Here is a 20287-nt window from a genome sequence, read left to right as displayed (position 1 = left end):
AGGCAAGCTTGCGACTATCTGGACGCCATGAACGACCTTTCCTCCGTGCCGAGCCCCGAGCAGAAGCCCGAACGTCAGCGCAAGCCTGACTGGATCCGCGTCAAGGCGCCGACCAGCAAGGGTTATGGCGAAACGCGCCAGCTCATGCGGGATCTCAAGCTCAACACGGTCTGCGAAGAAGCGGCCTGCCCGAACATCGGCGAATGCTGGACGAAGAAGCACGCCACGGTGATGATTCTGGGCGACACCTGCACACGCGCCTGCGCGTTCTGCAATGTGAAGACCGGAATGCCCGGCCGCGTGGACCCTTCCGAACCGGAACATGTCGCCGAACTGGCGCTCAAGACGGGTCTTGAGCACATCGTCATCACCTCGGTCGACCGGGACGACCTGCCCGATGGCGGCGCCCACCAGTTCGTGAAGGTGATCCAGGCCCTGCGCGCCGCGACTCCGTCGACCACGATCGAAATTCTCACGCCCGATTTCCGCGGCAAGATGCGCCGCGCGATCGAGGCGATCGTGGCGGCCGGCCCCGACGTCTACAACCACAACCTCGAGACCGTGCCCCGCCTTTATCCCACCATCCGCCCCGGCGCCCGTTACTATGCGTCACTGCGCCTGCTGGAAGAGGTCAAGGCCCACGATCCGAAGATCTTCACCAAGTCCGGCGTGATGCTGGGCTTGGGCGAGGAGCGCCTCGAAGTCCACCAGGTCATGGATGACATGCGCTGCGCCGATATCGATTTCCTGACCATGGGTCAGTACCTGCGTCCCACGCCGAAGCACGCCGAGGTCAAGGAATTCGTGACCCCCAAGGCGTTCGATGCCTATGGCGCCATCGCCCGTGCGAAGGGTTTCCTGCAGGTCGCATCCTCGCCGCTGACGCGTTCGAGCTATCATGCCGGCAAGGATTTCGCCGAAATGCGCGCCGCCCGCGAAGCGCAACTGGCCAAGGCCGCGCTGACAAAGACGCCGCGCTGAGCCGGAAGACGTTACTGTGCCCGGAATCCACGAAACCCAGCGCTTGCCCTACAGCGCCGAGCAGATGTTCGACCTCGTAGCCGATGTCGGCCGTTATCAGGAATTCCTGCCCTGGGTGGTCGCCACCCGGGTGAAGTCCGACACCGGAACCGAAATGGTCGCGGACATGCTGGTCGGCTTCAAGGCCCTGCGCGAAAAGTTCACCTCGCGCGTCGAGAAGGTTCGCGCGCGCGAGATCAAGGTCCACTATGTCGACGGGCCGATGAAGGACCTGCACAACCACTGGACGTTCCATCCGGTCGATGCGCATAGCTGCGATATCGAATTCGACGTGCGCTTCAGCTTCCGCAACGCCCTGTTCGAGAAGCTGGCAGGCCAGTATTTCGACAAGGCCTTCCGCAAGATGGTGGCCGCCTTCGAAACCCGCGCCCACGAACTTTACGGCGAACCGGTCTGACCGGACAGGCATCGTCCCGGAGCGATCCGGGACGATGAACGCTCAGTCCGCGTAGGCGGGCAACTCGGTTCCAGGCAGCAGCAGTTCCAGCGCGACCACTGCCGCGTGGTGGCGGATTTCAGCGCGGTTCGCACCTTCGATCAGCTTCTGTTCGGCATGGACCTCTTCCTCGCCGCGATGCGCGCGGGCGAAGACCACGGTTCCCACCGGCTTGAGTTCGCTGCCGCCTTCGGGCCCGGCAATGCCGCTGATCGCGACCGCCACGTCGGCATTGCTGTGCGTGATCGCCCCTTGCGCCATCGCCCATGCCGTAGCCGGTGAAACCGCGCCAAGCGTGTCGATGATATCCGACGCGACCCCCAGCATCTCCTGCTTCGATTCGTTCGAATAGGTCACGAATCCGCGGTCGAGCACGGCGGAGGAGCCGGCCACTTCGGTCAGCGCGGCGCAGACGAGGCCACCCGTGCAGCTCTCGGCCAGTGCGACCTTGCGGCCGACCGCCTTGTTTTCGGCGATCACGCGCACGGCGAGATCGTAGAGGTCCTGCGGGAATAGGATGTTGCCAGACATGTCAGTCCTTGCAGAGAGTGAAGCCGCCGAGCTTCGCCTTGCCGGGCGCCACTTCGTCAGCCTTCGAGGTGACTTCGATGAGCAGCGCGATGAGGCCGGCGGTGTTTTCGGGCGGGAGAGGGGAGAGCAGGTCGAGCGCGAGATCGACCTTGTCGCAGGATTTCAGCGGAAGACCCTGCGAGACCATCCCCTCGACAGTGATGTCGACGAGCGGACGAAGCGATTCGTCGGGAAGATTGCGCGCGAACTGGCCGACTTGCGCATCCTTGCCTTCGCCCAGCTTTAGGAAGGCGATCTTGGCTTCAGGCCAGTAACGACTTTTCTGCGCCGTATAGCGGGCGACGAGTTCGGCGCCGTGATTGCGCAGGTAGGAATCGCTGGGCAAGACCTGGGCGCACCGTTTGCTGGTGCCGGAAATGACCTGGGGAAGGGCATAGCCGAACAGGGATCGCGCCTCGACCTTGGTCAGGCAGGCGGACTGCTGGGCACTTGCCACGCCGGGCAGGATCGCGAGCGCGGACACCGCGGCTAAAGTGAGCATCTTGCGGAAAGCAGGCATCGTAGGCTCCTTAAATCCTGACCAGGCTGACCGCAGCCTGGCAGGCGATTCCCTCTGCCCTGCCAGTGAAACCCAGCTTCTCGGTCGTGGTTGCCTTCACGCTGACAAGGGAGGGATCGGCGCCGAGGATTTCGGCGAGGCGAGCCCGCATGGCTTCGCGGTGCGGGCCGATCTTGGGCGCTTCGCAGATGATCGTCACGTCCGCATTGCCAAGCGCATAGCCGGCCTCGGCCACGAGCTTCGCGGCATGTGCCAGGAACCGGTCGGATGCAGCGCCCTTCCACTGGGGGTCGCTGGGCGGGAAGTGCTGGCCGATGTCGCCCTTGCCCACGGCGCCGAGTAAAGCGTCGACCAGCGCGTGGATGGCGACATCGGCATCGCTATGGCCGGATAGTCCGTGGGTATGGGCGATCTTCACGCCGCAAAGCCAGAGTTCCTCGCCTTCTTCCAGACGGTGGACGTCATAACCGGTGCCGACGCGGATCGGCGGCAGGGCGCCGGCGAAGTCCGCGGCATATGTCAGCTTGTGCAAGGCTTCGTCTCCTTCGACGAGCGCGATACCCATGCCGGACGCCTGCGCCACCTGCGCGTCGTCTCCGGCGGTGGTCGGCCCGTCCCATGCGCGGTGGGCGGCGAGGATTTCGGGGAAGCGGAAGGCCTGAGGGGTCTGTACGCGGCGAAGATCCTCGCGGCGGGCAGGGGCGCCCATCATCTGCCAAACCTCGCCGGGCTCGGCGTGAGCGAGGCTGTCCACGACGGTCAGCACGGGAATCGCCGCCTCATGAACCGCCAGGGCATCCATCAGCCTGTCGATCACGGGGCCAGGGAGAATCGGCCGGGCCGCGTCGTGGATCAGAACCCGGTCGGGATGGCTGCTCACAAGCACTTCGAGCCCGAGTCTGACCGATTTCTGCCGGGTTTCGCCGCCGTTCGCCAACTGGACACCGGGGATGCCGGCCAGCGCTTCGGCGGCGATTTCCTCGGCGCCCTGGGGGATCACGACGAGAATCGGCGAAACCCCCGCGCGGGCCAGCGCTTCGGCCGAATGGCGAACCACCGGCTTGCCGCGCCAGAGCGCAAATTGCTTGGGAACAGGCTGGCCTGCGCGCAGTCCTTTGCCTGCAGCCACCACGATAGCGGCTGTGCGGGGATGTTCGGCGGGACGCGGGAGCGTTTCTGACAGGTCTTGCGACATTGTCGTTGCCGGTAATCGCTTGCCGAGGCGAGGGCAATCCACTATGCGCTGCCTGTTTTTTAGGCACTATACGTTTTTTAGGCAATTCCGGGCTCGCGCAATGAACACACTGCCTACTCCTCCGGCTCTGAAGCCGATCGAAGTCGGTCCCGTGACGATCGACTGTCCGGTCGTGCTCGCCCCGATGACGGGCGTTTCCGATTTGCCGTTCCGCCGCATGGTGCGCGGATTCGGGTCAGGTCTGAACGTCACCGAGATGATCGCCAGCCCGGCCGCCATCCGTGAGACGCGCGTTTCGCTTCAGAAGGCCATGTGGGACCAGATCGAGGATCCGGTTTCGATGCAGCTCGTCGGCTGCGAGCCGGAACAGATGGCCGAAGCCGCCAAACTCGTCGAGGATCGGGGCGCCGCCATCATCGACATCAACATGGGCTGCCCGGTCCGCAAGGTCGTCAACGGCGATGCCGGATCGGCGCTCATGCGCGACATTCCTCTCGCAACCCGGCTGATCGAAGCCACGGTCAAGGCCGTGAAGGTTCCCGTCACCGTGAAGATGCGCATGGGCTGGTGCCATGACAGTCTCAACGCCCCCGAACTAGCGCGCATCGCCGAAGACCTCGGTGCCAAGATGATCACCGTCCACGGCCGCACCCGCAACCAGATGTACAAGGGCTCGGCCGACTGGGCTTTCGTGCGCGGCGTGAAGGACGCGGTCTCGATCCCGGTCATCGTCAATGGCGATATCCTGGATATCGAGGATGCCGCCAGGGCGCTGGAACAGTCCGGTGCCGATGGCCTGATGATCGGTCGCGGCGCTTACGGCAAGCCGTGGATTCTCGCCGAAGTCATGCAGTGGTGGCGCGGCAACGGGCTTATGGAAGAGCCCGGTTTCGGCAAGCAGTACGAAATCATCCGCGAACACTACGAGGACATGCTCTCCCACTACGGCAGCGATACGGGCGTGAAGATGGCCCGCAAGCACCTGGGATGGTACATCAAGGGCATCAAGGGTTCGGCCGAGTTCCGCAACCGCATCAATTTCGTCAACGATCCTGACGAAGTGCTGCGTCTGCTAGCTGAATTCTATGCGCCTTACCGCGATCAGGGCAGCGAAACCGCATCGGCAGACCGTCAGGCTGCATGAGCCTCGCGCCGCACACGGCCTTGCCCGCGGCTTCGCGGCTTCTCGCAAGCCTTCCCCAGGCTGTCGTGCTGCTGGAACCGGGGCTGCGGATCGCATCGCTCAACCCCGCCGCCGAGCAGTTCTTCGGGCAATCGCTGCGCTTGCTGGTCGGTACGCCCTTGCGCGAGATCCTGACGTTTTCCGACCAGCTCCTGCTGGAGCGTCTCGACGATTATGAAACGCCGGTTTCGGCGCGCGAAGTCGTGGTCACGCTCAAGGGCAAGGGCGCACGAAGGATCGACATCAACGTCGCCCCGGTGGCCGATACGCCGGGCTGGCAGGTGCTTACGATCCATGACAACACCGCCACCGAGGCGCTGGGCGACGATTCCGGAGGCCCGGACAATGCAGTGCTGCGCGGGCCGGAAATCATGGCTCACGAGATCAAGAACCCTCTGGCCGGCATTCGCGGCGCGGCCCAGCTCCTTGCCCGCAAGATCGAGGACAAGGACCGCGCACTGACCGAGCTTATCACGCTCGAAGTCGATCGCATCGCCAATCTGATCGACCAGATGCAGAAGCTCAGCCGCCGCACGGCTCCGCCGGTCGAACCCTGCAACCTTCACGAAGCCGCGCGGCGCGCGATCAACGTGATGTCCGCCGCGCGCGGTGATGCGCCGGAGCGGGTGCGTCTTGTCGAGGAATTCGACCCTTCGCTGCCCGCCGTGCTCGGCAGCCCGGATGCGCTGGTGCAGGTCATCATCAACCTCGTGGCCAATGCTTCCGAGGCCTGCGCCGCCGAACAGGCGCCCCGCGTGACGATCCGCACGCGCTTCGCCAGCGGCCTCCAGCTCCACACCAGCGATTCCGGAGAGCCGGTGCGCCTGCCGGTGGAACTGCGCGTGTCGGACAATGGGCCGGGCGTGGAGCCGGCGATGCGCGATCATATCTTCGAGCCCTTCGTCACCACCAAGAAGTCTGGTCAGGGGCTGGGCCTTCCCCTCGTACGCAAGCTGGTGCGCGACATGAACGGACGCATCACGCACGAACGCGACGAGGAAGGCGGGTTCACCCATTTCCGTGTCCACTTGCCCCTGGCCCGCGAAACCCGCAGCCGCTCAACCAGAAGGAGGCCGGCTGCATGAGCGTGCTGCTCGTCGAGGACGACCTTTCGATCGCCATCGTCATTACCGCCGCGCTGGAGGCCGAGGGTTTCACCGTCGTCCATTGCCAGTCGATCGGCGAGCGGGACCGGCTGCTGGGCGAGGGCAGCTATCAGGCCCTCGTCACCGACGTCATGCTGCCTGACGGCGACGGAATCGAGACGATCGACCGGGTAAGGGCGCTGCATCCGGCGATGCCGATCGTCATCCTTTCGGCCCAGAACACCCTCGATACCGCCGTTCGCGCAACCGATACCGGGGCCTTCGAGTACTTCCCCAAGCCCTTCGATATCGACGAACTGGCCCGAACCGTGCGCCAGGCGGCAGGTGCAGGGCAGGGCAGCGCCCCCGAAGGCGACGAACCGCTGGGCGACGGCCTGCCGCTGGTCGGCCGCAGCCTTGCCATGCAAACGGTATTCCGCATGATCACGCGCGTCCTGCGCAACGATCTGACCGTGCTGATCCTTGGCGAATCCGGCACCGGCAAGGAACTGGTGGCGGAAGCGGTCCACAATCTCGGGCACCGCCGGGCAGGTCCGTTCATCGCCGTGAACACGGCGGCAATTCCGGCCGAGCTGATCGAGAGCGAGCTGTTCGGCCATGAAAAGGGCGCCTTTACCGGCGCGGTCGCCCGGCATGTCGGCAAGTTCGAGCAGGCAGCGGGCGGCACCCTGTTCCTCGACGAAATCGGCGACATGCCGATGCAGGCCCAGACCCGCCTGTTGCGGGCGCTCCAGTCGGGGACGGTGCGGCGTGTCGGCGGGCGGGACGAGATAAGGCTGGACGTGCGCATAATCGCTGCCACCAACAAGGATCTGGAGCCGGAGATCGCTGCCGGGCGCTTCCGCGAAGACCTGTACTACCGACTCAATGTCGTGCCGATCCATATGCCGCCGCTGCGCGACCGCCGGGACGACATCGAGGTACTGGCCCGCCATTTCCTCCAGCACGCCGCCAACGAGGGGCTGCCGCGCCGGCAGTTGACCGCCGAAGCGGCGGAACTGCTCAGCCGCCAGCCCTGGCGCGGCAATGTGCGCGAGCTCAAGAATTTCATCTACCGGCTTGCCCTGCTGGCACGCGAGGATGCGATCGATCCCGAGAGCATCCTGCCTTTGCTGGCCGCGGATACTTCGTCGGCGCCTGCTGACGTCAGCGAACCCGACGACATCGCGCAGGCGGTCAGCCGCTGGCTGGCTGCTACGCGCCCGGCGAACGGCACGATCTACGAAACGGCGGCAGCCGCATTCGAGCGTCCGCTTTTTGCGGAAGTGCTTAAAGAGACAGGCGGAAACCAGCTTCGTGCAGCCCAGGCACTCGGGATTAATCGCAACACCTTGCGCAAACGTCTTGGCGAGCTTGCACTCGACCCCGAGGACTTCACTCGTCGTTCCTGATCGGGCATTGATGGATTTGCTCTTGCAAACAGGCAACACCGGCGTTGTAACAGCGCAACGATGAGCGAGATCATGATCCACAAACGCGCCTGGCCACGATGGTGGCGGCGCATGCAGGTTGCAGCCCGCCGCGCGAACTTCTTCGCGATGATGGAAGTGCTCTCGATCGTCGCTTTCCTGGTGATGACCGGCATCACCTGGGTCGCGCTGAATTCGCGGGACAAGGGGCAATTGCTGCCCTCCAACCTCACGGCAACGCTGCTGGTCGGCACGCTGGTTCCGGCCATGGCCATCCTCGTGCTGCTGGGGCGCCGGATGGCACTGCGCCGCGCCGCCGAAAACATTGGCGGCACCGGCCAGATGCACGTCCGCCTGGTGTTCATCTTCTCGCTGATTTCGGCCGTTCCCACGCTGCTGGTGGTGGTTTTCGCGTCCTGGCTGTTCCAGTCCGGCGTCGAATTCTGGTTCTCGGACTCCTCGCGCGGGCTGCTGGAAAATGCGAACAAGCTGGCGCGCGGCTACTACGAGCAGACCCAGCGTGACGTCGGCTACGAATCCGCCGCCATGGCCAACGACACCCGCGTCACTCTCGGCGAATCGCCGGTTGCCAGCGCCTATTTCCAGCAGTTCTTCGCCAGCCAGGTGGTCCGCCGCAACCTGTCGGTAGCCGCGATCATCCAGGTCGCGAACGACGGTAGCCAGCGCACGCCGATCATCGTCGATCCCGAGGGGAAGACCGATGACAAGCGAATCACTCCCGAAGTCCAGGCCCGCCTCAACAAAGGGGAGCCGCTGGTCGTAACCTCGAACGCCGACCGGGTGGTGGCCGTCGTGCCGATCGAACGGGAGGCAGGCGTCTATCTTTATGCCGCCCGCAGTTCGGACCTGCTCGCACTCAGCCAGGGGCAGCGCGCCGAAAACGCGGAGAACATCGTCCAGGCCTACGAAGTGCTGACGAGCCGCGCCCGCGTACTCCAGCTGCGCTTCAACGTGGCTTTGTTCGTTGCGTCGCTGGCACTCGTCGGGCTTGCCGTATGGTTCGCGCTCCGCTTCGCCGACCGTCAGGTCAAGCCGCTCTACGAACTCGTCGATGCGGCTCGAAGGGTTGGCAGCGGCAACTTCGCCTTGCGGATCGAAGGCCGTACCGGCGCTGACGAGATCGGCCTGCTCAATCGCGCGTTCAACCGCATGACCGCGCAGATCGAAAAGCAGACCCAGGCTCTTTTGGGGGCCAACCGCCAGCTTCACGAACGCCGCGTGTTCATCGAAGCGGTGCTGGAATCGGTGACCTCGGGCATCATCTCGCTCGATACGGAAGGGCGCATCCTGCTGATGAACAGCACGGCGCAGAAGCTCCTGACCCAGCGCTCCGAACTGCCGGAAGACATGCCGCTTTCCGATCTGGCGCCGCAGTTTGCCGCCCTGATCGAGCAGGGTGGCTCTGGCGGGCTGGTCCAGTACAACCGCCACGGAGACCTGCTGACCTTCGCCGTCAAGGTGACGCGCGACGTGACCGGGCATGTCATCACGTTCGAGGACATCACCCGCCAGCTGCTCGACCAGCGCACGGCGGCATGGTCCGACGTGGCCCGCCGCATCGCCCACGAGATCAAGAACCCGCTCACGCCGATCCAGCTTGCCACCGAACGTCTCAGCCGGCGCTATCGCAAGCAGATCGTCGACAATCCCGAGCTATTCGAAGACCTTACGCGCACGATCATTCGCCAGGTGGGCGATCTTCGCAAGATGGTCGACGAGTTCTCCTCCTTCGCCCGCCTGCCGAAGCCGGTGTTCCGCGCCGAAGATCCGGTTGCGCTGACCCGGCAGGCACTGTTCCTCCAGGAAGTCGCAAGGCCGGATATCGCCTTCAGCTTCGCCGGCGATCCCGCCATCGGCTCGATCGACTGCGACCGGCACCAGTATGGCCAGGCGATGACCAACGTGCTGAAGAACGCGGTCGAGGCCATCGAGGCGAAGGCCAAGGATGCCCCGGCCGACTATCGCGGCGCAATCGCCGTCACCGTGGAGGCGCTGCCCGAGGCGATCCTCGTCCGCATTGCCGACAACGGCATCGGACTTTCGCAGGACCGCGAACGCATTATCGAACCTTACGTCACCACGCGAGAGAAGGGCACCGGCCTCGGTCTCGCCATCGTGAACAAGATCATCGAAGAGCATGGCGGCGAAATGCTGTTCCTGCCGACCGCCGGCGGCGGCACGACGGTAACCATGCGCTTCGCCACCGATCCGCTCGCCCATACACGCAAGCAGGAGGCCGCCGAATGATCCCGGCTTGCCGCACCCTGCCTGCCACTCCCATCCTCCTGACCAAGAAGACATTGCCATGGCTCTAGAAATCCTGATCGTGGACGACGAACGCGACATCCGCGAACTGGTGGCCGGCGTTCTCAGCGATGAAGGCTACGAATGCCGCACTGCGGGCGACAGCGGTTCCGCGCTTGACGCCATCGACGCCCGCCGTCCCTCGCTGGTCCTCCTCGACGTCTGGCTGCACGGCAGCCCCATGGACGGTCTGGAAGTGCTGGATGCGATCAAGGCGCGCGAACCGGAACTGCCGGTCATCATCTTCTCAGGTCATGGGAACATCGATACAGCCGTGGCCGCGATCAGCCGGGGCGCGGTGGACTTCATCGAAAAGCCGTTCGAGGCGGAGAAGCTGCTCCATCTCGTCGGCCGTGCCACCGAGACAGAGCGCCTGCGCCGCGAGAACGCGCAGCTTCGGCACGACTTCTCGATGGGTGAGGAGTTCACCGGGTCGAGCGGCTCGATCAATCAGGTCCGCGCCACCCTCAAGCGGGTGGCCAACACCGGAAGCCGCCTGCTCATCACCGGACCGGCCGGTTCGGGCAAGGAAGTGGCCGCGCGCCAGCTCCATGCCTGGAGCGCGCGGGCCGGGAACGCTTTCGTCAGCGTCAATTCCGCGCGGATCACGCCGGAACGCTTCGAGCAGGAACTGTTCGGGGAGGAAGCGGACGGCGCCCTGATCCGGCCGGGGCTTCTGGAAACAGCGGATGGCGGCACGCTCTATTTCGACGAAGTGGCCGACATGCCGCTGTCCACGCAGGCCCGCATCCTGAGGGTCCTGACCGATCAGGCGTTCGTCCGGGTTGGCGGCACCCGCCAGATTCGCGTCGATGTTCGGGTCGTATCCTCGACCTCGCGCGATCTGGAAAAGGAAATCGCCGAGCGGCGCTTCCGCGAAGACCTGTTCTATCGCCTCAACGTGGTGCCGGTAACGATCCCGGCCTTGCGGGAGCGGCGGGACGACATTCCCGCCCTGATCGACCATTTCTTCGCGCGCTATGCCAACGAGCAGGGGGTTCCCCCGCCGCAAGTCACCGGAGAGGCGATGACCGCGCTCCAGGCATATGAATGGCCCGGCAACGTGCGGCAACTGCGCAATGTGGTCGAGCGGACTGTCATCATGGCCCCGCGCGAGAAGCTGGCGCGGATCGATGCCGACATGCTGCCGCCGGAAATCTTCAACAGCCGCGGCGGCGGCGACGCCGGCGTCACGGTGATGATGAGCGCCCCCTTGCGCGAAGCACGGGAAAGCTTCGAGCGCGAGTACCTGCGTGTCCAGATCCGCCGATTTTCGGGCAATATCTCGAAGACCGCCTCCTTCATCGGCATGGAACGTTCGGCGCTCCACCGGAAACTGAAGCTCCTGGGCATGGCCGAGCGCCGCGAAGGGGAACACGAAAGCGAGGAACAGGCCTGAAGAACCGCAAGTTACCGCGATTTTTCAAGGCCACGGCATGGCCCGGACGCATCCTCCATCAAGTGTATCCGGGCACCTGTCACAAGAATGCTACATTTTTCGCGTTTACTGCATTGCAGCAAGTCGATAGATTTCGATTCGAGAACGGCATTGGGATTTTCCGGTGACCAGATCGCGGACCGCACAGCGGCCGCCAAAAAGAAGGAGAAAATGATATGGCCGGCCGTACGCTGACCGCGCGCCCGCGAACCACTCCCGCAGTGGAAGAACCCGAAGCGGCACCGTCGCCTTCCGGTTCGGTGGCTCCTCCCGTCACCGCCGGCACTTCGGCAGGGAAGGGGCAGAACCTCCAGGACCAGTTCCTGAACCTCCTGCGCAAGAACAAGACGCCCGTGACCATGTTCCTCGTGAAGGGCGTGAAGCTTCAGGGCATCGTCACCTGGTTCGACAACTTCTCCATCCTTCTTCGCCGCGACGGCCAGTCGCAGCTCGTCTACAAGCACGCCATCTCGACGATCATGCCCTCGACCCCGGTCGATGCGCGCCAGTTCGCGAGCGGCGCCGACAATGGAAAGAAGACCCGCGTCCTTCAGGACGTGTTCCTTTCCAGCATCCGCAACGCGGGCGTGCAGGTCACCATGTTCCTGATCAACGGCGTCATGCTGCAGGGCCGCGTGGCTGCCTATGATCTGTTCTGCATGCTGCTGGAGCGCGAAGGCTACGTCCAGCTTGCCTACAAGCATGCGGTTTCGACGATTCAGCCCGTGACTCCGGTCGATCTTCAGGCGCATGAAGAATCCGACGACTGAAACTTGCGGAAGCTGAACTGATTTGAACGAAGAACTCAAGGGCGAGGTCACGCGCGGTGCGCGTGCCCTCGTCGTTTATCCGCAGATGCGCGGCAGAGGGGATCTCGATCCCGAAGCGCGTCTCGAAGAGGCCAAGGGCCTCGCTCTGGCGATCGGGTTGATCGTGGCGGATGCCATGGCCATACCCATCCGGGAACCGCGCGCCGGAACGCTGTTCGGCGAAGGGCAGATCCAGAACATCGCAGTTGCCTGTGAACTGCACGAAGCGGAACTCATCATCGTCGATGGCTCGCTTTCGGCGATCCAGCAGCGCAATCTCGAAGAGAAGTTCAAGCGCAAGGTCATCGATCGTACCGGCCTGATCCTCGAAATCTTCGGCGAGCGTGCGGCGACGGCGGAAGGCCGTCTCCAGGTCGAACTGGCTCACCTGGACTATCAGGCAGGCCGTCTCGTACGCAGCTGGACCCACCTCGAACGCCAGCGCGGTGGCTTCGGCTTCCTGGGCGGTCCGGGCGAAACGCAGATCGAGGCCGACCGCCGCATGATCCGCGATCGCATGGCCCGCATCCGGCGCGAGCTGGAGCAGGTGCGCCGCACCCGCGGCCTTCACCGCGATCGCCGCGAAAAAGCACCATGGCCGGTCGTTGCGCTGGTGGGCTATACCAATGCGGGCAAGTCCACGCTGTTCAATTACCTGACCGGCGCGGGCGTGATGGCGCAGGACCTGCTGTTCGCCACGCTAGACCCGACAATGCGGGCGATCCGTCTACCGGCTGTCGAGAAGGCGATCCTGTCGGACACGGTGGGCTTCATTTCCGACCTTCCCACCCAGCTCGTCGCGGCCTTCCGCGCAACGCTGGAAGAAGTGAACGCGGCCGACATCATTCTCCACGTTCGCGACATCGCCAACCCGGATACCGAATCGCAGAAGCGCCAGGTGCTGGAAGTTCTGGCCGATCTCGGCGTGGCGACCGGGGAAGGGCAGGTCGAAGAGAGTGAGGAGGCCGCGCCCGCGATCCCGATCATCGAAGTCTGGAACAAGTGGGACCTGCTTGAGGCCACGCATGCCCAGGAACTGCGCGAAGCCATGGCCCAGCGTTCGGACGAGACCATCGTTCCGCTGTCCGCGCTTACCGGCATGGGCTGCGATTTCCTGCTCGAAACTGTCGGCAGGACGCTGACGGCTGACGCCAAGCTTTACAGCTTCGTGCTGCCGGCGGCCGATGGCCAGCGGCTCGCATTCCTACATGCACGGGGCGAAGTAGTGGCCGAAGAAGACGCGGGTGAGGGGCCTGAAGGTCCGATGCTCCGCCTCCAGGTCCGCCTTGCCGAGCGTGAACTAGGCCGTTTCAGCGCGCTCTGAAGCCTTTACCGCCTGCCAATAGGCTTCCTGTTCGTCGAGCGAGAGCTTGTCGAACAGGAAGCCGTCCCGATGGGCGAACGCTTCCATCGCCCGGAACCGACGCTCGAACTTGGCGTTGGCTGCGCGCAAGGCATCTTCCGGGGCGATGCCGTTGAGCCGCACCAGATTGACAGCGGCGAACAGCAGGTCGCCGGCTTCTTCAAGTTTCTCGGCCGGTGAGGCTTCCGCCAGTTCCGCCATTTCCTCATGCACCTTGTCGGCCGCGCCGCTTGGGTCGGGCCAGTCGAAGCCGACCCGCGCAGCTCGCTTCTGCAACTTTTCGGCACGCATGAGCGCGGGAAGCGATATCGCCACGCCATCGACAGCGCTGGTTTCACCCTTGGCCTTGCGCTCTTTCGCCTTCAGCTTTTCCCAACGCTCCGTCTGGGCATCTCCCGTGGCTTCGTCGGCAAAGATATGCGGGTGACGGGCTTCGAGCTTGTCGGAGATCGCGGCGGCCACATCGCCGAAAGCAAAATGCCCGTCTTCCTCGGCCATGCGGGCATGGAAAACGACCTGAAGCAGCAGATCGCCCAGTTCATCACGCAGATCGGCCAGATCCTGCCGAGCAATGGCATCGGCAACCTCGTAGGCTTCCTCGATGGTATAGGGCGCGATGGTTTCAAAACTCTGCGCGACATCCCATTCGCAACCGGACACGGGATCGCGAAGCCGCGCCATGATCGAGAGGAGCCGGTCAAGCTGCTGATGGCGAGTTTCTGTCATTTTCCCCGAGCGCATATGCAAGATTGATAATAGAGATTATGTTAAACCATGCGCCGCTGAGCGCGGTGTCACGGCTTTATCCTGAAGCCCGTCACCTGGATCAGCAGGACAAACCCGATGATGATCACGGCCCAGATCAACGCCATCTTGAGCATCCTGCTCTGAGGCAAGGATCGAAAACGGGAATTGCTCGTAACGAGAATGAGCGCCCCGATCACCGAGATGATGCCGACGATCATTCCTGTCTGGTTCACGGCTCGATCACCATTCCGTCATAGGCAACCCGAACATTCTCGGGAATTTCAGCGCTCAGTGTCGCATAATCCATGCTCTTGTCGAGATGGGTCAACACCGCTTGTCCGACCCGGCAGACTTCCGCGAGTTCCAGCGCCATGCCAAGATGAGCGTGCGTTGGATGCGGTTCGCGGCGCAGGCAGTCGACCACGAGAAGATCGGCGCCGTAGCACAAGTCGATCATGTCGCGGGTAATTTCACTGAAGTCTGTCATGTAACAGACTGATTTTCCGTCACAATCAAACCGAAACGCAGTCGATTCCGCAGGACCGTGCGGCATTTGCGCATGATCCACGCGAAACCCTTCGCAGAGCCTCAGCGTGTCGAGATTATCCAGCGAAATCAGTGTCGGATAGCCGAACTGCCCGGCGAAGACATATCCGAAACGCTGGCGCAGCCGCCTGACGGTCTCGGAGTTCGCAAAGCCGGGGATCGGGCCTGCGCGGCCGTAGCGAAGCGGGCGCAGATCATCGATTCCGTGGCAGTGGTCCGCATGGTCGTGCGTCCAGAACACGGCGTCGATGCGGTGGATTTCGTTCTGAAGAAGCTGCGCGCGCAGATCCGTGGAGGTGTCCACCAGGATCCTGGCGCCGGCATCGCTTTCCAGAAGGATGGAAACGCGGGTCCGTCGATTCCTGGGTTCGTCGGGATCGCACAGGCCCCAGTCGGCGCCGAATTCGCCGCCAAGACGAGGAACGCCGGTCGAAGTGCCGCTGCCGAGAATGGTAACCTTCACGCTGCGGCCTTCGTGAACAGCGAAAAGAAGTTGCGCGTCGTCGCTTCGCCGAGTTCCTCCACGGAAACGCCGCGCAGATCGGCTACGAAACGCGCCGTATCGGCCGTGAATGCCGGCTCGCAGCGCCTGCCCCTATGTGGCACCGGCGCAAGGAACGGCGAATCCGTTTCGACCAGCAGGCGATCCTCCGGAATGGTGGCAACAACCTCCTGCAAGTCCTTGGCATTCTTGAATGTCACAATGCCGGAAATCGAAATCGTCAGTCCCAGATCCAGCACCTTGCGGCCGAAATCGGCGCTGGCGGTGAAACAGTGGATCAGGGCCGGGAACGCCCCCTTCCCCATCTCGTCCTCAAGGATATGGAACGTGTCCGCTTCGGCGTCCCGCGTGTGAATGATCATCGGCAGCCCGGTTTCGCGGGCCACCGTGATATGCGTGCGGAACAAGGCCTGTTGCACCTCATGGTCGGACTTGTCGTAATAATAGTCGAGACCGGTTTCGCCGATGCCGATGACCTTGGGATGCCGGGTCGCTTCGAGAAGCGCGGCCTCGCCAAGGTCGGCATGCTGATCCGCCTCATGCGGATGAATACCGACCGAGGCCCATACATCGGGTTCACGAGCAGCAGTGGCGACCACCCTCTCCCATTCGCTGCGGCGCGTCGAGATGTTCAGAAATCCGCGAATGCCCGCCGCGCGGGCCCGGTCGAGAACACCTGTCTGGTCCTCGACGAGACCTTCGTATTCGAGGTGGCAATGCGAATCGATGAGCATCACGCGGCGGCTTCCTCCGGCAGTTCAAGGCGCGGGAAAACGCCGACCGGCTTGTCGACCTTGAAACCGCTGGCGGCGAGAGCCGCGAACCAGCCATCGTCGGCAAGAGCCGCGAAACTGCGCGCTTCGGCAGGCTGGCCCATCTGGTCCAGCAACTTGTCGATGGAAGTGGGAACCACGGGACGAACCGCGATCGCGAGGTCGCGAACGACCTGGAACAGCATCATCAACACTGCTTCCATGCGCGCGGGATCGGTCTTGCGCAGGGTCCACGGAGCCTGTTCATCGACATACTGGTTGCAGGCGAAGACGGCGCGCATCCATGCCTCGAGGCCTTCGCTGAACGACAGTTCGTCGAACGCCTTGCGCAGGCCGGCAATGCCTTCGGCAACGGCCGAAAGCAGGGCCAGATCAGCTTCGGCCTTCGGAAGATCGCCCTTAAGTTCTCCATCCATGTTCTTGAAAATCATGGAAAGACTGCGCTGAGCAAGATTGCCGAAACTGTTTGCGAGTTCGGCATTGGCCCGCGTCACGATGGCTTCGGCGGACCACGATCCGTCCTGACCGAATGCCACTTCGCGCAGGAAGAAATAGCGGAGCGTGTCGACGCCATATGTCTCGGCCAGACCGATCGGGTCGGTAACATTGCCGAGTGACTTCGATTCCTTCTGTCCCCGGTTAAGCAGGAAGCCGTGGCCGAACACCTGCTTGGGAAGCTCCAGCCCGGCGCTCATCAGGAAGGCCGGCCAGTAGACGGTGTGGAAACGGACGATGTCCTTGCCGATGAGGTGAACGTCGGCAGGCCAGAACCTGGCGAATTCGCTCGTTTCTTCGGGGAAGCCAAGGCCGGTGATGTAGTTGGTGAGCGCATCGACCCAGACGTACATCACGTGATTTTCGCTGCCGGGCACCTTGATACCCCAGTCGAAACTGGTGCGGGAAACCGAAAGGTCGCGAAGGCCGCCCTCGACGAAACGCAGGATTTCGTTCTTGCGCGTCTCGGGACGGATGAAGTCGGTCGAATTGTAGAGTTCGAGCAGTTTGTCCTGATATTTGGAAAGGCGGAAGAACCACGATTCCTCGACCGTCCACTCTACCGGCGTTCCCTGCGGGGAAAGCTTTTCCCCACCTTCGCCTGCGACCAGTTCGCCTTCATCGTAATAGGCTTCATCACGGACGGAGTACCACCCCTCGTAACGATCGAGATAGAGGTCGCCGTTGGCCTCCATCCGGCGCCACAGTTCCTGTGTCGCGGCGTGATGGCGTGGCTCCGTCGTGCGAATGAAAACATCATAACCGACATTCAAGACATCACACATCTCACGGAAATGACCTGACATTTCCGTTGCCAGATCCGCAGGTGTCGTGTCCAGATCGCGTGCCTTTTGCGCCATCTTGAGGCCATGCTCGTCCGTACCGGTCTGGAACCGGACATCGAAGCCTTCGGCCTTCTTGAAACGGGCAATGACGTCGGCCGCGATCGCCTCGTAGGCATGGCCGATATGCGGCTTGCCGTTGGGGTAGCTGATCGCTGTCGTTATATAATAGGGCTCGCCCATGCGGCGTCGCGCTTTCTTTTCCAGGAGTGTCTTAGCGAGCCGTCTCTCTAGGCATAGCGGCCGAAGCCAGCAACCCGCCAATTTCCATTATCAGGAGGCCCGCGTCGAAATTGTAGGTCGGCGCCTGCGTAGATAGGCGTGTCAGGGTGCCATGTGCCTCGATCAGCCGCATCTGGCGCGCGGGCGATGCGCCGGCCAGTTCGTTGGCGAGCGCCGTTCGCGCCAGTTCCAGCGTGGCCAGTTGGCGATCCCGAGCCGGGCGAGCACCCATCTCTTCGGCAAGGCTGCCGCGCAGATGATAATCTGCATCACCTTCTCGCAGGATCTGCATCATCAGGCGGTGAATGGGGCCAAGATCATGTTCGACGAAACTGATGGCGATGCCCGGCGACCCATGCGATGCCGCCACTGCGGCACGCCGCGTCTCTGCATCGGAATGAGGCGCATCCCGGCGAAGGACTTCATCGAGTTCCTGCTCGTTCAAAGCGGCGAAGCGCAAGACCCGGCAGCGCGAGCGGATAGTCGGCAGCAGGCGCCCCGGCTGATGGGCCAGCAGCAGGAAGTAGGTTCCCGTAGGGGGCTCCTCAAGCGCTTTCAGCAGGGCGTTGACCGCGCTCTTCTCCATATCGTCGGCCGGATCGATGATGATGGCGCGGCGATCGCCCAGCGTTGGCTTCGTCGCAAGGCGGCGGATCATTTCGCGCACCTGGTCGACCGAGATATTGCGCTTGGTCTGGTAAGGCTTGCCCTCGGCCTTCTTCTTCGCCTCGTCGTCGTTGGCGGGAAGATGCTCGAGGATGTGAATGTCCGGATGGGTGTCCGGGTCGGGCCTCGGCGCGCCGGGCAATCGCACCAGTTCGGCCGCGGCCACCCGCGCGAAACCGCGCTTGCCCAGGCCCTTGCCGCCAGCCAGCAACCAACCATGGTGCATGCGCCCGGAATCGATCGCGGCCAGCCATTCTTGCCACGCGGCGTGCTGGCCGACGAACGGGAGTTCCTCGCTCATGTGCCTTCGCCCATCAGGCCGGTCAGCGCGGCGAGTACACGGTCCCGCGTTTCCTCGGGCGTCCCGTCCCCGTCGATCCGTGCGAAACGTGCTGGTTCGCCTTCCGCGAACCGCGCGAATGCCTGCGCCACCCGGGCGTGGTAGGTCGCCTCGCGGCCGCCGATCCGATCGGTTCCGTCAACGTCGCGCAATGCGAGCCGCTTGGCCGCGACGGAGGGAGACACTTCGATCAGCACGGTCAGATCCGGGAGCATTCCTTCACTGCCGATGGCATGAAGCGTGCGAATGTCACCATCCGAGAGACCGCCGCCGCCGCCCTGATAGGCACGGCTTGAATCGAGAAAACGATCGCAGACGACCCAGGCCCCTCGAGCGAGAGCGGGCCGGATCAGCTTCTCGACGTGATCCGAACGCGCAGCGGCGAACAGCAGCGCCTCGGCGCGGGCTCCCCAGCCATCACCATCGCCATGGAGCAAAAGCTCGCGGATCGCTTCCGCTCCTCCGGTTCCCCCGGGCTCGCGAGTGGTCACGACGTCCAGTCCTCGTGCGCGCAATGCCTCGGCGAGCAGGCGCGACTGGGTCGATTTCCCCGCCCCCTCCCCGCCTTCCAGCGCGATGAATTTTCCCCGGCTCATGAGAAGAAGCTGATAATCCCGTTCATCAGCCTGTCCAGAGGACCGGCCACGCCAACATCCTTTCCGGCGAACAAGGGGATATGCCCCGGCGCCAGACCTTCAACCTTGATTTCCAGTTCGCCGACCTGGTCGCCCTTGCGGATCGGCGCCACCAACGGCCCCTTGTAATGCACCGCAAGCGAGACTTTCTCGTGCCCGCCTCGAGGCAAGGTGGCGTGGACTTCGCGATTGGCGACCAGCGGCACCTCACGGGCTGCACCGCCCTGCACGCTGGCTTGCGCCACGGGTTGCCCCTGATCGAACAGATGGCGCGCTTCCCATGCCGAGAAGCCCCACTCCAGCAGCGCCTTGGCGGCATCGTCGCGCACCTTGGGTTTTGGCGAAGCGGCCAACATCATGACGAGACGGCGACCATCTCGTTCGGCAGTGCCGAGGAAGTTGTAGCCTGCTTCACGCGTGTAGCCGGTCTTGATCCCGTCCGCGCCTGGAACCACGCCAACCGTCGGGTCATGGCTGCGCATGGCAACGTCGCGCCAGAAGTAGTGCTTAACACCTGAAAATTCATGGTAAAGTTGCGGATGGCGCGTGATCATGGCGTCCGCCAGCTTCACCATGTCGCTGGCGGTGATGTATGTGTGGCCGTCATCCATCCAGCCATTCGGCGTGTTGTAGTGGCTGCCGGTCATGCCGATCCGGCGCGCGGCATCGTTCATCATCGCAGTCCATGCCGGCACGCTTCCCGCATACCCCTGCGCCAGCACCACGGCGCCGTCGTTCGACGATGCCGTCATCACGCCGTGGAGCAGATCGCGAACGGTAGGATGATCCTTTTCCGTCAGGTACATGGACGTACCCTTTGCGAACCATTCCCGCGCCGTTTCAGGCCGAACCGACATTTGCCGATCAAGGCTGAGCCGGCCCGCATCGATTTCCTCGAACGCGACGAAAGCGGTCATCACCTTGGTAACGGAGGCAGGCAGGAACGGCACGTCGGGGCGGCGCTGGACAAGAACCTGCCCTGAACCGATGTCGACCAGGATGCTTACCGGGATCGGCGCGAGTTCCGGCGGCGGAGTGGGAATGGCTGCTCCTGCCGCACTTGCTGCGATGACGCTCGCGGGGACCGCAAGCAGGAGGGCAAACTTCAGGAAGGACTTCAAGGC

The 20287-nt window shown here is 63.5% G+C and carries 20 protein-coding genes; 9 read left to right on the top strand and 11 right to left on the bottom strand.

Annotated features, from left to right (window positions below):
• Positions 1 to 27 precede the first annotated feature (27 nt).
• Both lipA and U9J33_RS11270 read left to right on the top strand, forming a co-directional pair.
• Positions 28 to 981 carry a lipoyl synthase gene (gene lipA / locus U9J33_RS11275; protein ID WP_054437786.1) on the top strand — a complete coding sequence of 318 codons (954 nt, stop codon included), beginning with the start codon at positions 28 to 30 and terminating at the stop codon, positions 979 to 981.
• 16 nt (positions 982 to 997) lie between these two features.
• Positions 998 to 1438 carry a type II toxin-antitoxin system RatA family toxin gene (locus U9J33_RS11270; RefSeq protein ID WP_054437784.1) on the top strand — a complete coding sequence of 147 codons (441 nt, stop codon included), beginning with the start codon at positions 998 to 1000 and terminating at the stop codon, positions 1436 to 1438.
• 42 nt (positions 1439 to 1480) lie between these two features.
• On the opposite strand, the gene U9J33_RS11265 is transcribed toward U9J33_RS11270, so the two are convergent.
• From U9J33_RS11265 to U9J33_RS11255, 3 genes are read right to left on the bottom strand one after another with little or no spacing between them, the layout of a single operon-like run.
• Positions 1481 to 2008: a CinA family protein gene (locus U9J33_RS11265; protein ID WP_324695286.1), complete on the bottom strand. Its 528-nt coding sequence runs from the start codon at positions 2006 to 2008 to the stop codon at positions 1481 to 1483.
• Between the two features lies 1 nt (position 2009).
• A complete protein-coding gene (locus tag U9J33_RS11260) occupies positions 2010 to 2567 on the bottom strand; it encodes a hypothetical protein (RefSeq protein ID WP_324695285.1) in 558 nt (185 codons plus the stop codon).
• 10 nt (positions 2568 to 2577) lie between these two features.
• Complete coding sequence (locus U9J33_RS11255; RefSeq protein WP_324695283.1) at positions 2578 to 3762, bottom strand: bifunctional 2-C-methyl-D-erythritol 4-phosphate cytidylyltransferase/2-C-methyl-D-erythritol 2,4-cyclodiphosphate synthase; 1185 nt, start codon at positions 3760 to 3762, stop codon at positions 2578 to 2580.
• A gap of 100 nt (positions 3763 to 3862) precedes the next feature.
• Between U9J33_RS11255 and dusB the strand changes: the two genes are divergently transcribed.
• The 7 genes from dusB to hflX all read left to right on the top strand — a co-directional run bounded on the left by dusB (position 3863) and on the right by hflX (position 13356).
• Positions 3863 to 4906 carry a tRNA dihydrouridine synthase DusB gene (dusB, locus tag U9J33_RS11250; RefSeq protein ID WP_324695281.1) on the top strand — a complete coding sequence of 348 codons (1044 nt, stop codon included), beginning with the start codon at positions 3863 to 3865 and terminating at the stop codon, positions 4904 to 4906.
• On the top strand, positions 4903 to 6030 hold the full coding sequence (locus U9J33_RS11245) for a two-component system sensor histidine kinase NtrB (protein ID WP_185997386.1): 1128 nt from the start codon (positions 4903 to 4905) through the stop codon (positions 6028 to 6030). The genes dusB and U9J33_RS11245 overlap by 4 nt, the downstream gene beginning before the upstream one ends.
• Complete coding sequence (locus U9J33_RS11240; RefSeq protein ID WP_185997387.1) at positions 6027 to 7442, top strand: sigma-54-dependent transcriptional regulator; 1416 nt, start codon at positions 6027 to 6029, stop codon at positions 7440 to 7442. Before U9J33_RS11245 ends, U9J33_RS11240 begins: the two co-directional genes overlap by 4 nt.
• A gap of 111 nt (positions 7443 to 7553) precedes the next feature.
• Positions 7554 to 9728 (top strand): ATP-binding protein, encoded by a 2175-nt coding sequence (locus U9J33_RS11235; RefSeq protein ID WP_324699051.1) that lies wholly within the window; start codon positions 7554 to 7556, stop codon positions 9726 to 9728.
• A gap of 58 nt (positions 9729 to 9786) precedes the next feature.
• Positions 9787 to 11184: a sigma-54-dependent transcriptional regulator gene (locus tag U9J33_RS11230; RefSeq protein ID WP_132469775.1), complete on the top strand. Its 1398-nt coding sequence runs from the start codon at positions 9787 to 9789 to the stop codon at positions 11182 to 11184.
• Positions 11185 to 11399: 215 nt separating this feature from the next.
• On the top strand, positions 11400 to 11993 hold the full coding sequence (gene hfq / locus U9J33_RS11225) for an RNA chaperone Hfq (protein WP_132469776.1): 594 nt from the start codon (positions 11400 to 11402) through the stop codon (positions 11991 to 11993).
• Positions 11994 to 12015: 22 nt separating this feature from the next.
• A complete protein-coding gene (gene hflX / locus U9J33_RS11220) occupies positions 12016 to 13356 on the top strand; it encodes a GTPase HflX (protein WP_185997390.1) in 1341 nt (446 codons plus the stop codon).
• On the opposite strand, the gene mazG is transcribed toward hflX, so the two are convergent.
• The 8 genes from mazG to U9J33_RS11180 form a co-directional block, all read right to left on the bottom strand.
• The gene (gene mazG / locus U9J33_RS11215) at positions 13333 to 14121 is read right to left on the bottom strand and encodes a nucleoside triphosphate pyrophosphohydrolase (protein ID WP_324695272.1); all 789 of its coding nucleotides are present in this window, start codon (positions 14119 to 14121) and stop codon (positions 13333 to 13335) included. The genes hflX and mazG overlap by 24 nt on opposite strands.
• A 68-nt stretch (positions 14122 to 14189) precedes the next feature.
• Complete coding sequence (locus U9J33_RS11210) at positions 14190 to 14360, bottom strand: hypothetical protein (protein WP_324695270.1); 171 nt, start codon at positions 14358 to 14360, stop codon at positions 14190 to 14192.
• A gap of 11 nt (positions 14361 to 14371) precedes the next feature.
• On the bottom strand, positions 14372 to 15151 hold the full coding sequence (locus tag U9J33_RS11205) for an MBL fold metallo-hydrolase (RefSeq protein ID WP_324695268.1): 780 nt from the start codon (positions 15149 to 15151) through the stop codon (positions 14372 to 14374).
• Complete coding sequence (locus U9J33_RS11200) at positions 15148 to 15924, bottom strand: TatD family hydrolase (RefSeq protein ID WP_324699049.1); 777 nt, start codon at positions 15922 to 15924, stop codon at positions 15148 to 15150. Before U9J33_RS11200 ends, U9J33_RS11205 begins: the two co-directional genes overlap by 4 nt.
• Positions 15924 to 17483 (bottom strand): methionine--tRNA ligase, encoded by a 1560-nt coding sequence (gene metG / locus U9J33_RS11195; RefSeq protein WP_324695266.1) that lies wholly within the window; start codon positions 17481 to 17483, stop codon positions 15924 to 15926. The genes U9J33_RS11200 and metG overlap by 1 nt, the downstream gene beginning before the upstream one ends.
• A gap of 31 nt (positions 17484 to 17514) precedes the next feature.
• Entirely contained in the window at positions 17515 to 18489 is a 975-nt protein-coding gene (locus tag U9J33_RS11190) for a DNA polymerase III subunit delta' (RefSeq protein WP_324695264.1), read from the bottom strand.
• Positions 18486 to 19124 carry a dTMP kinase gene (gene tmk, locus U9J33_RS11185; RefSeq protein ID WP_324695262.1) on the bottom strand — a complete coding sequence of 213 codons (639 nt, stop codon included), beginning with the start codon at positions 19122 to 19124 and terminating at the stop codon, positions 18486 to 18488. The genes U9J33_RS11190 and tmk overlap by 4 nt, the downstream gene beginning before the upstream one ends.
• Entirely contained in the window at positions 19121 to 20284 is a 1164-nt protein-coding gene (locus U9J33_RS11180) for a D-alanyl-D-alanine carboxypeptidase family protein (protein WP_054437757.1), read from the bottom strand. The genes tmk and U9J33_RS11180 overlap by 4 nt, the downstream gene beginning before the upstream one ends.
• Positions 20285 to 20287: the final 3 nt, after the last annotated feature.

The organism is Novosphingobium sp. RL4, assembly GCF_035658495.1.
GTDB lineage: Bacteria > Pseudomonadota > Alphaproteobacteria > Sphingomonadales > Sphingomonadaceae > Novosphingobium.
This window is presented reverse-complemented; position numbering and strand designations above follow the sequence as displayed.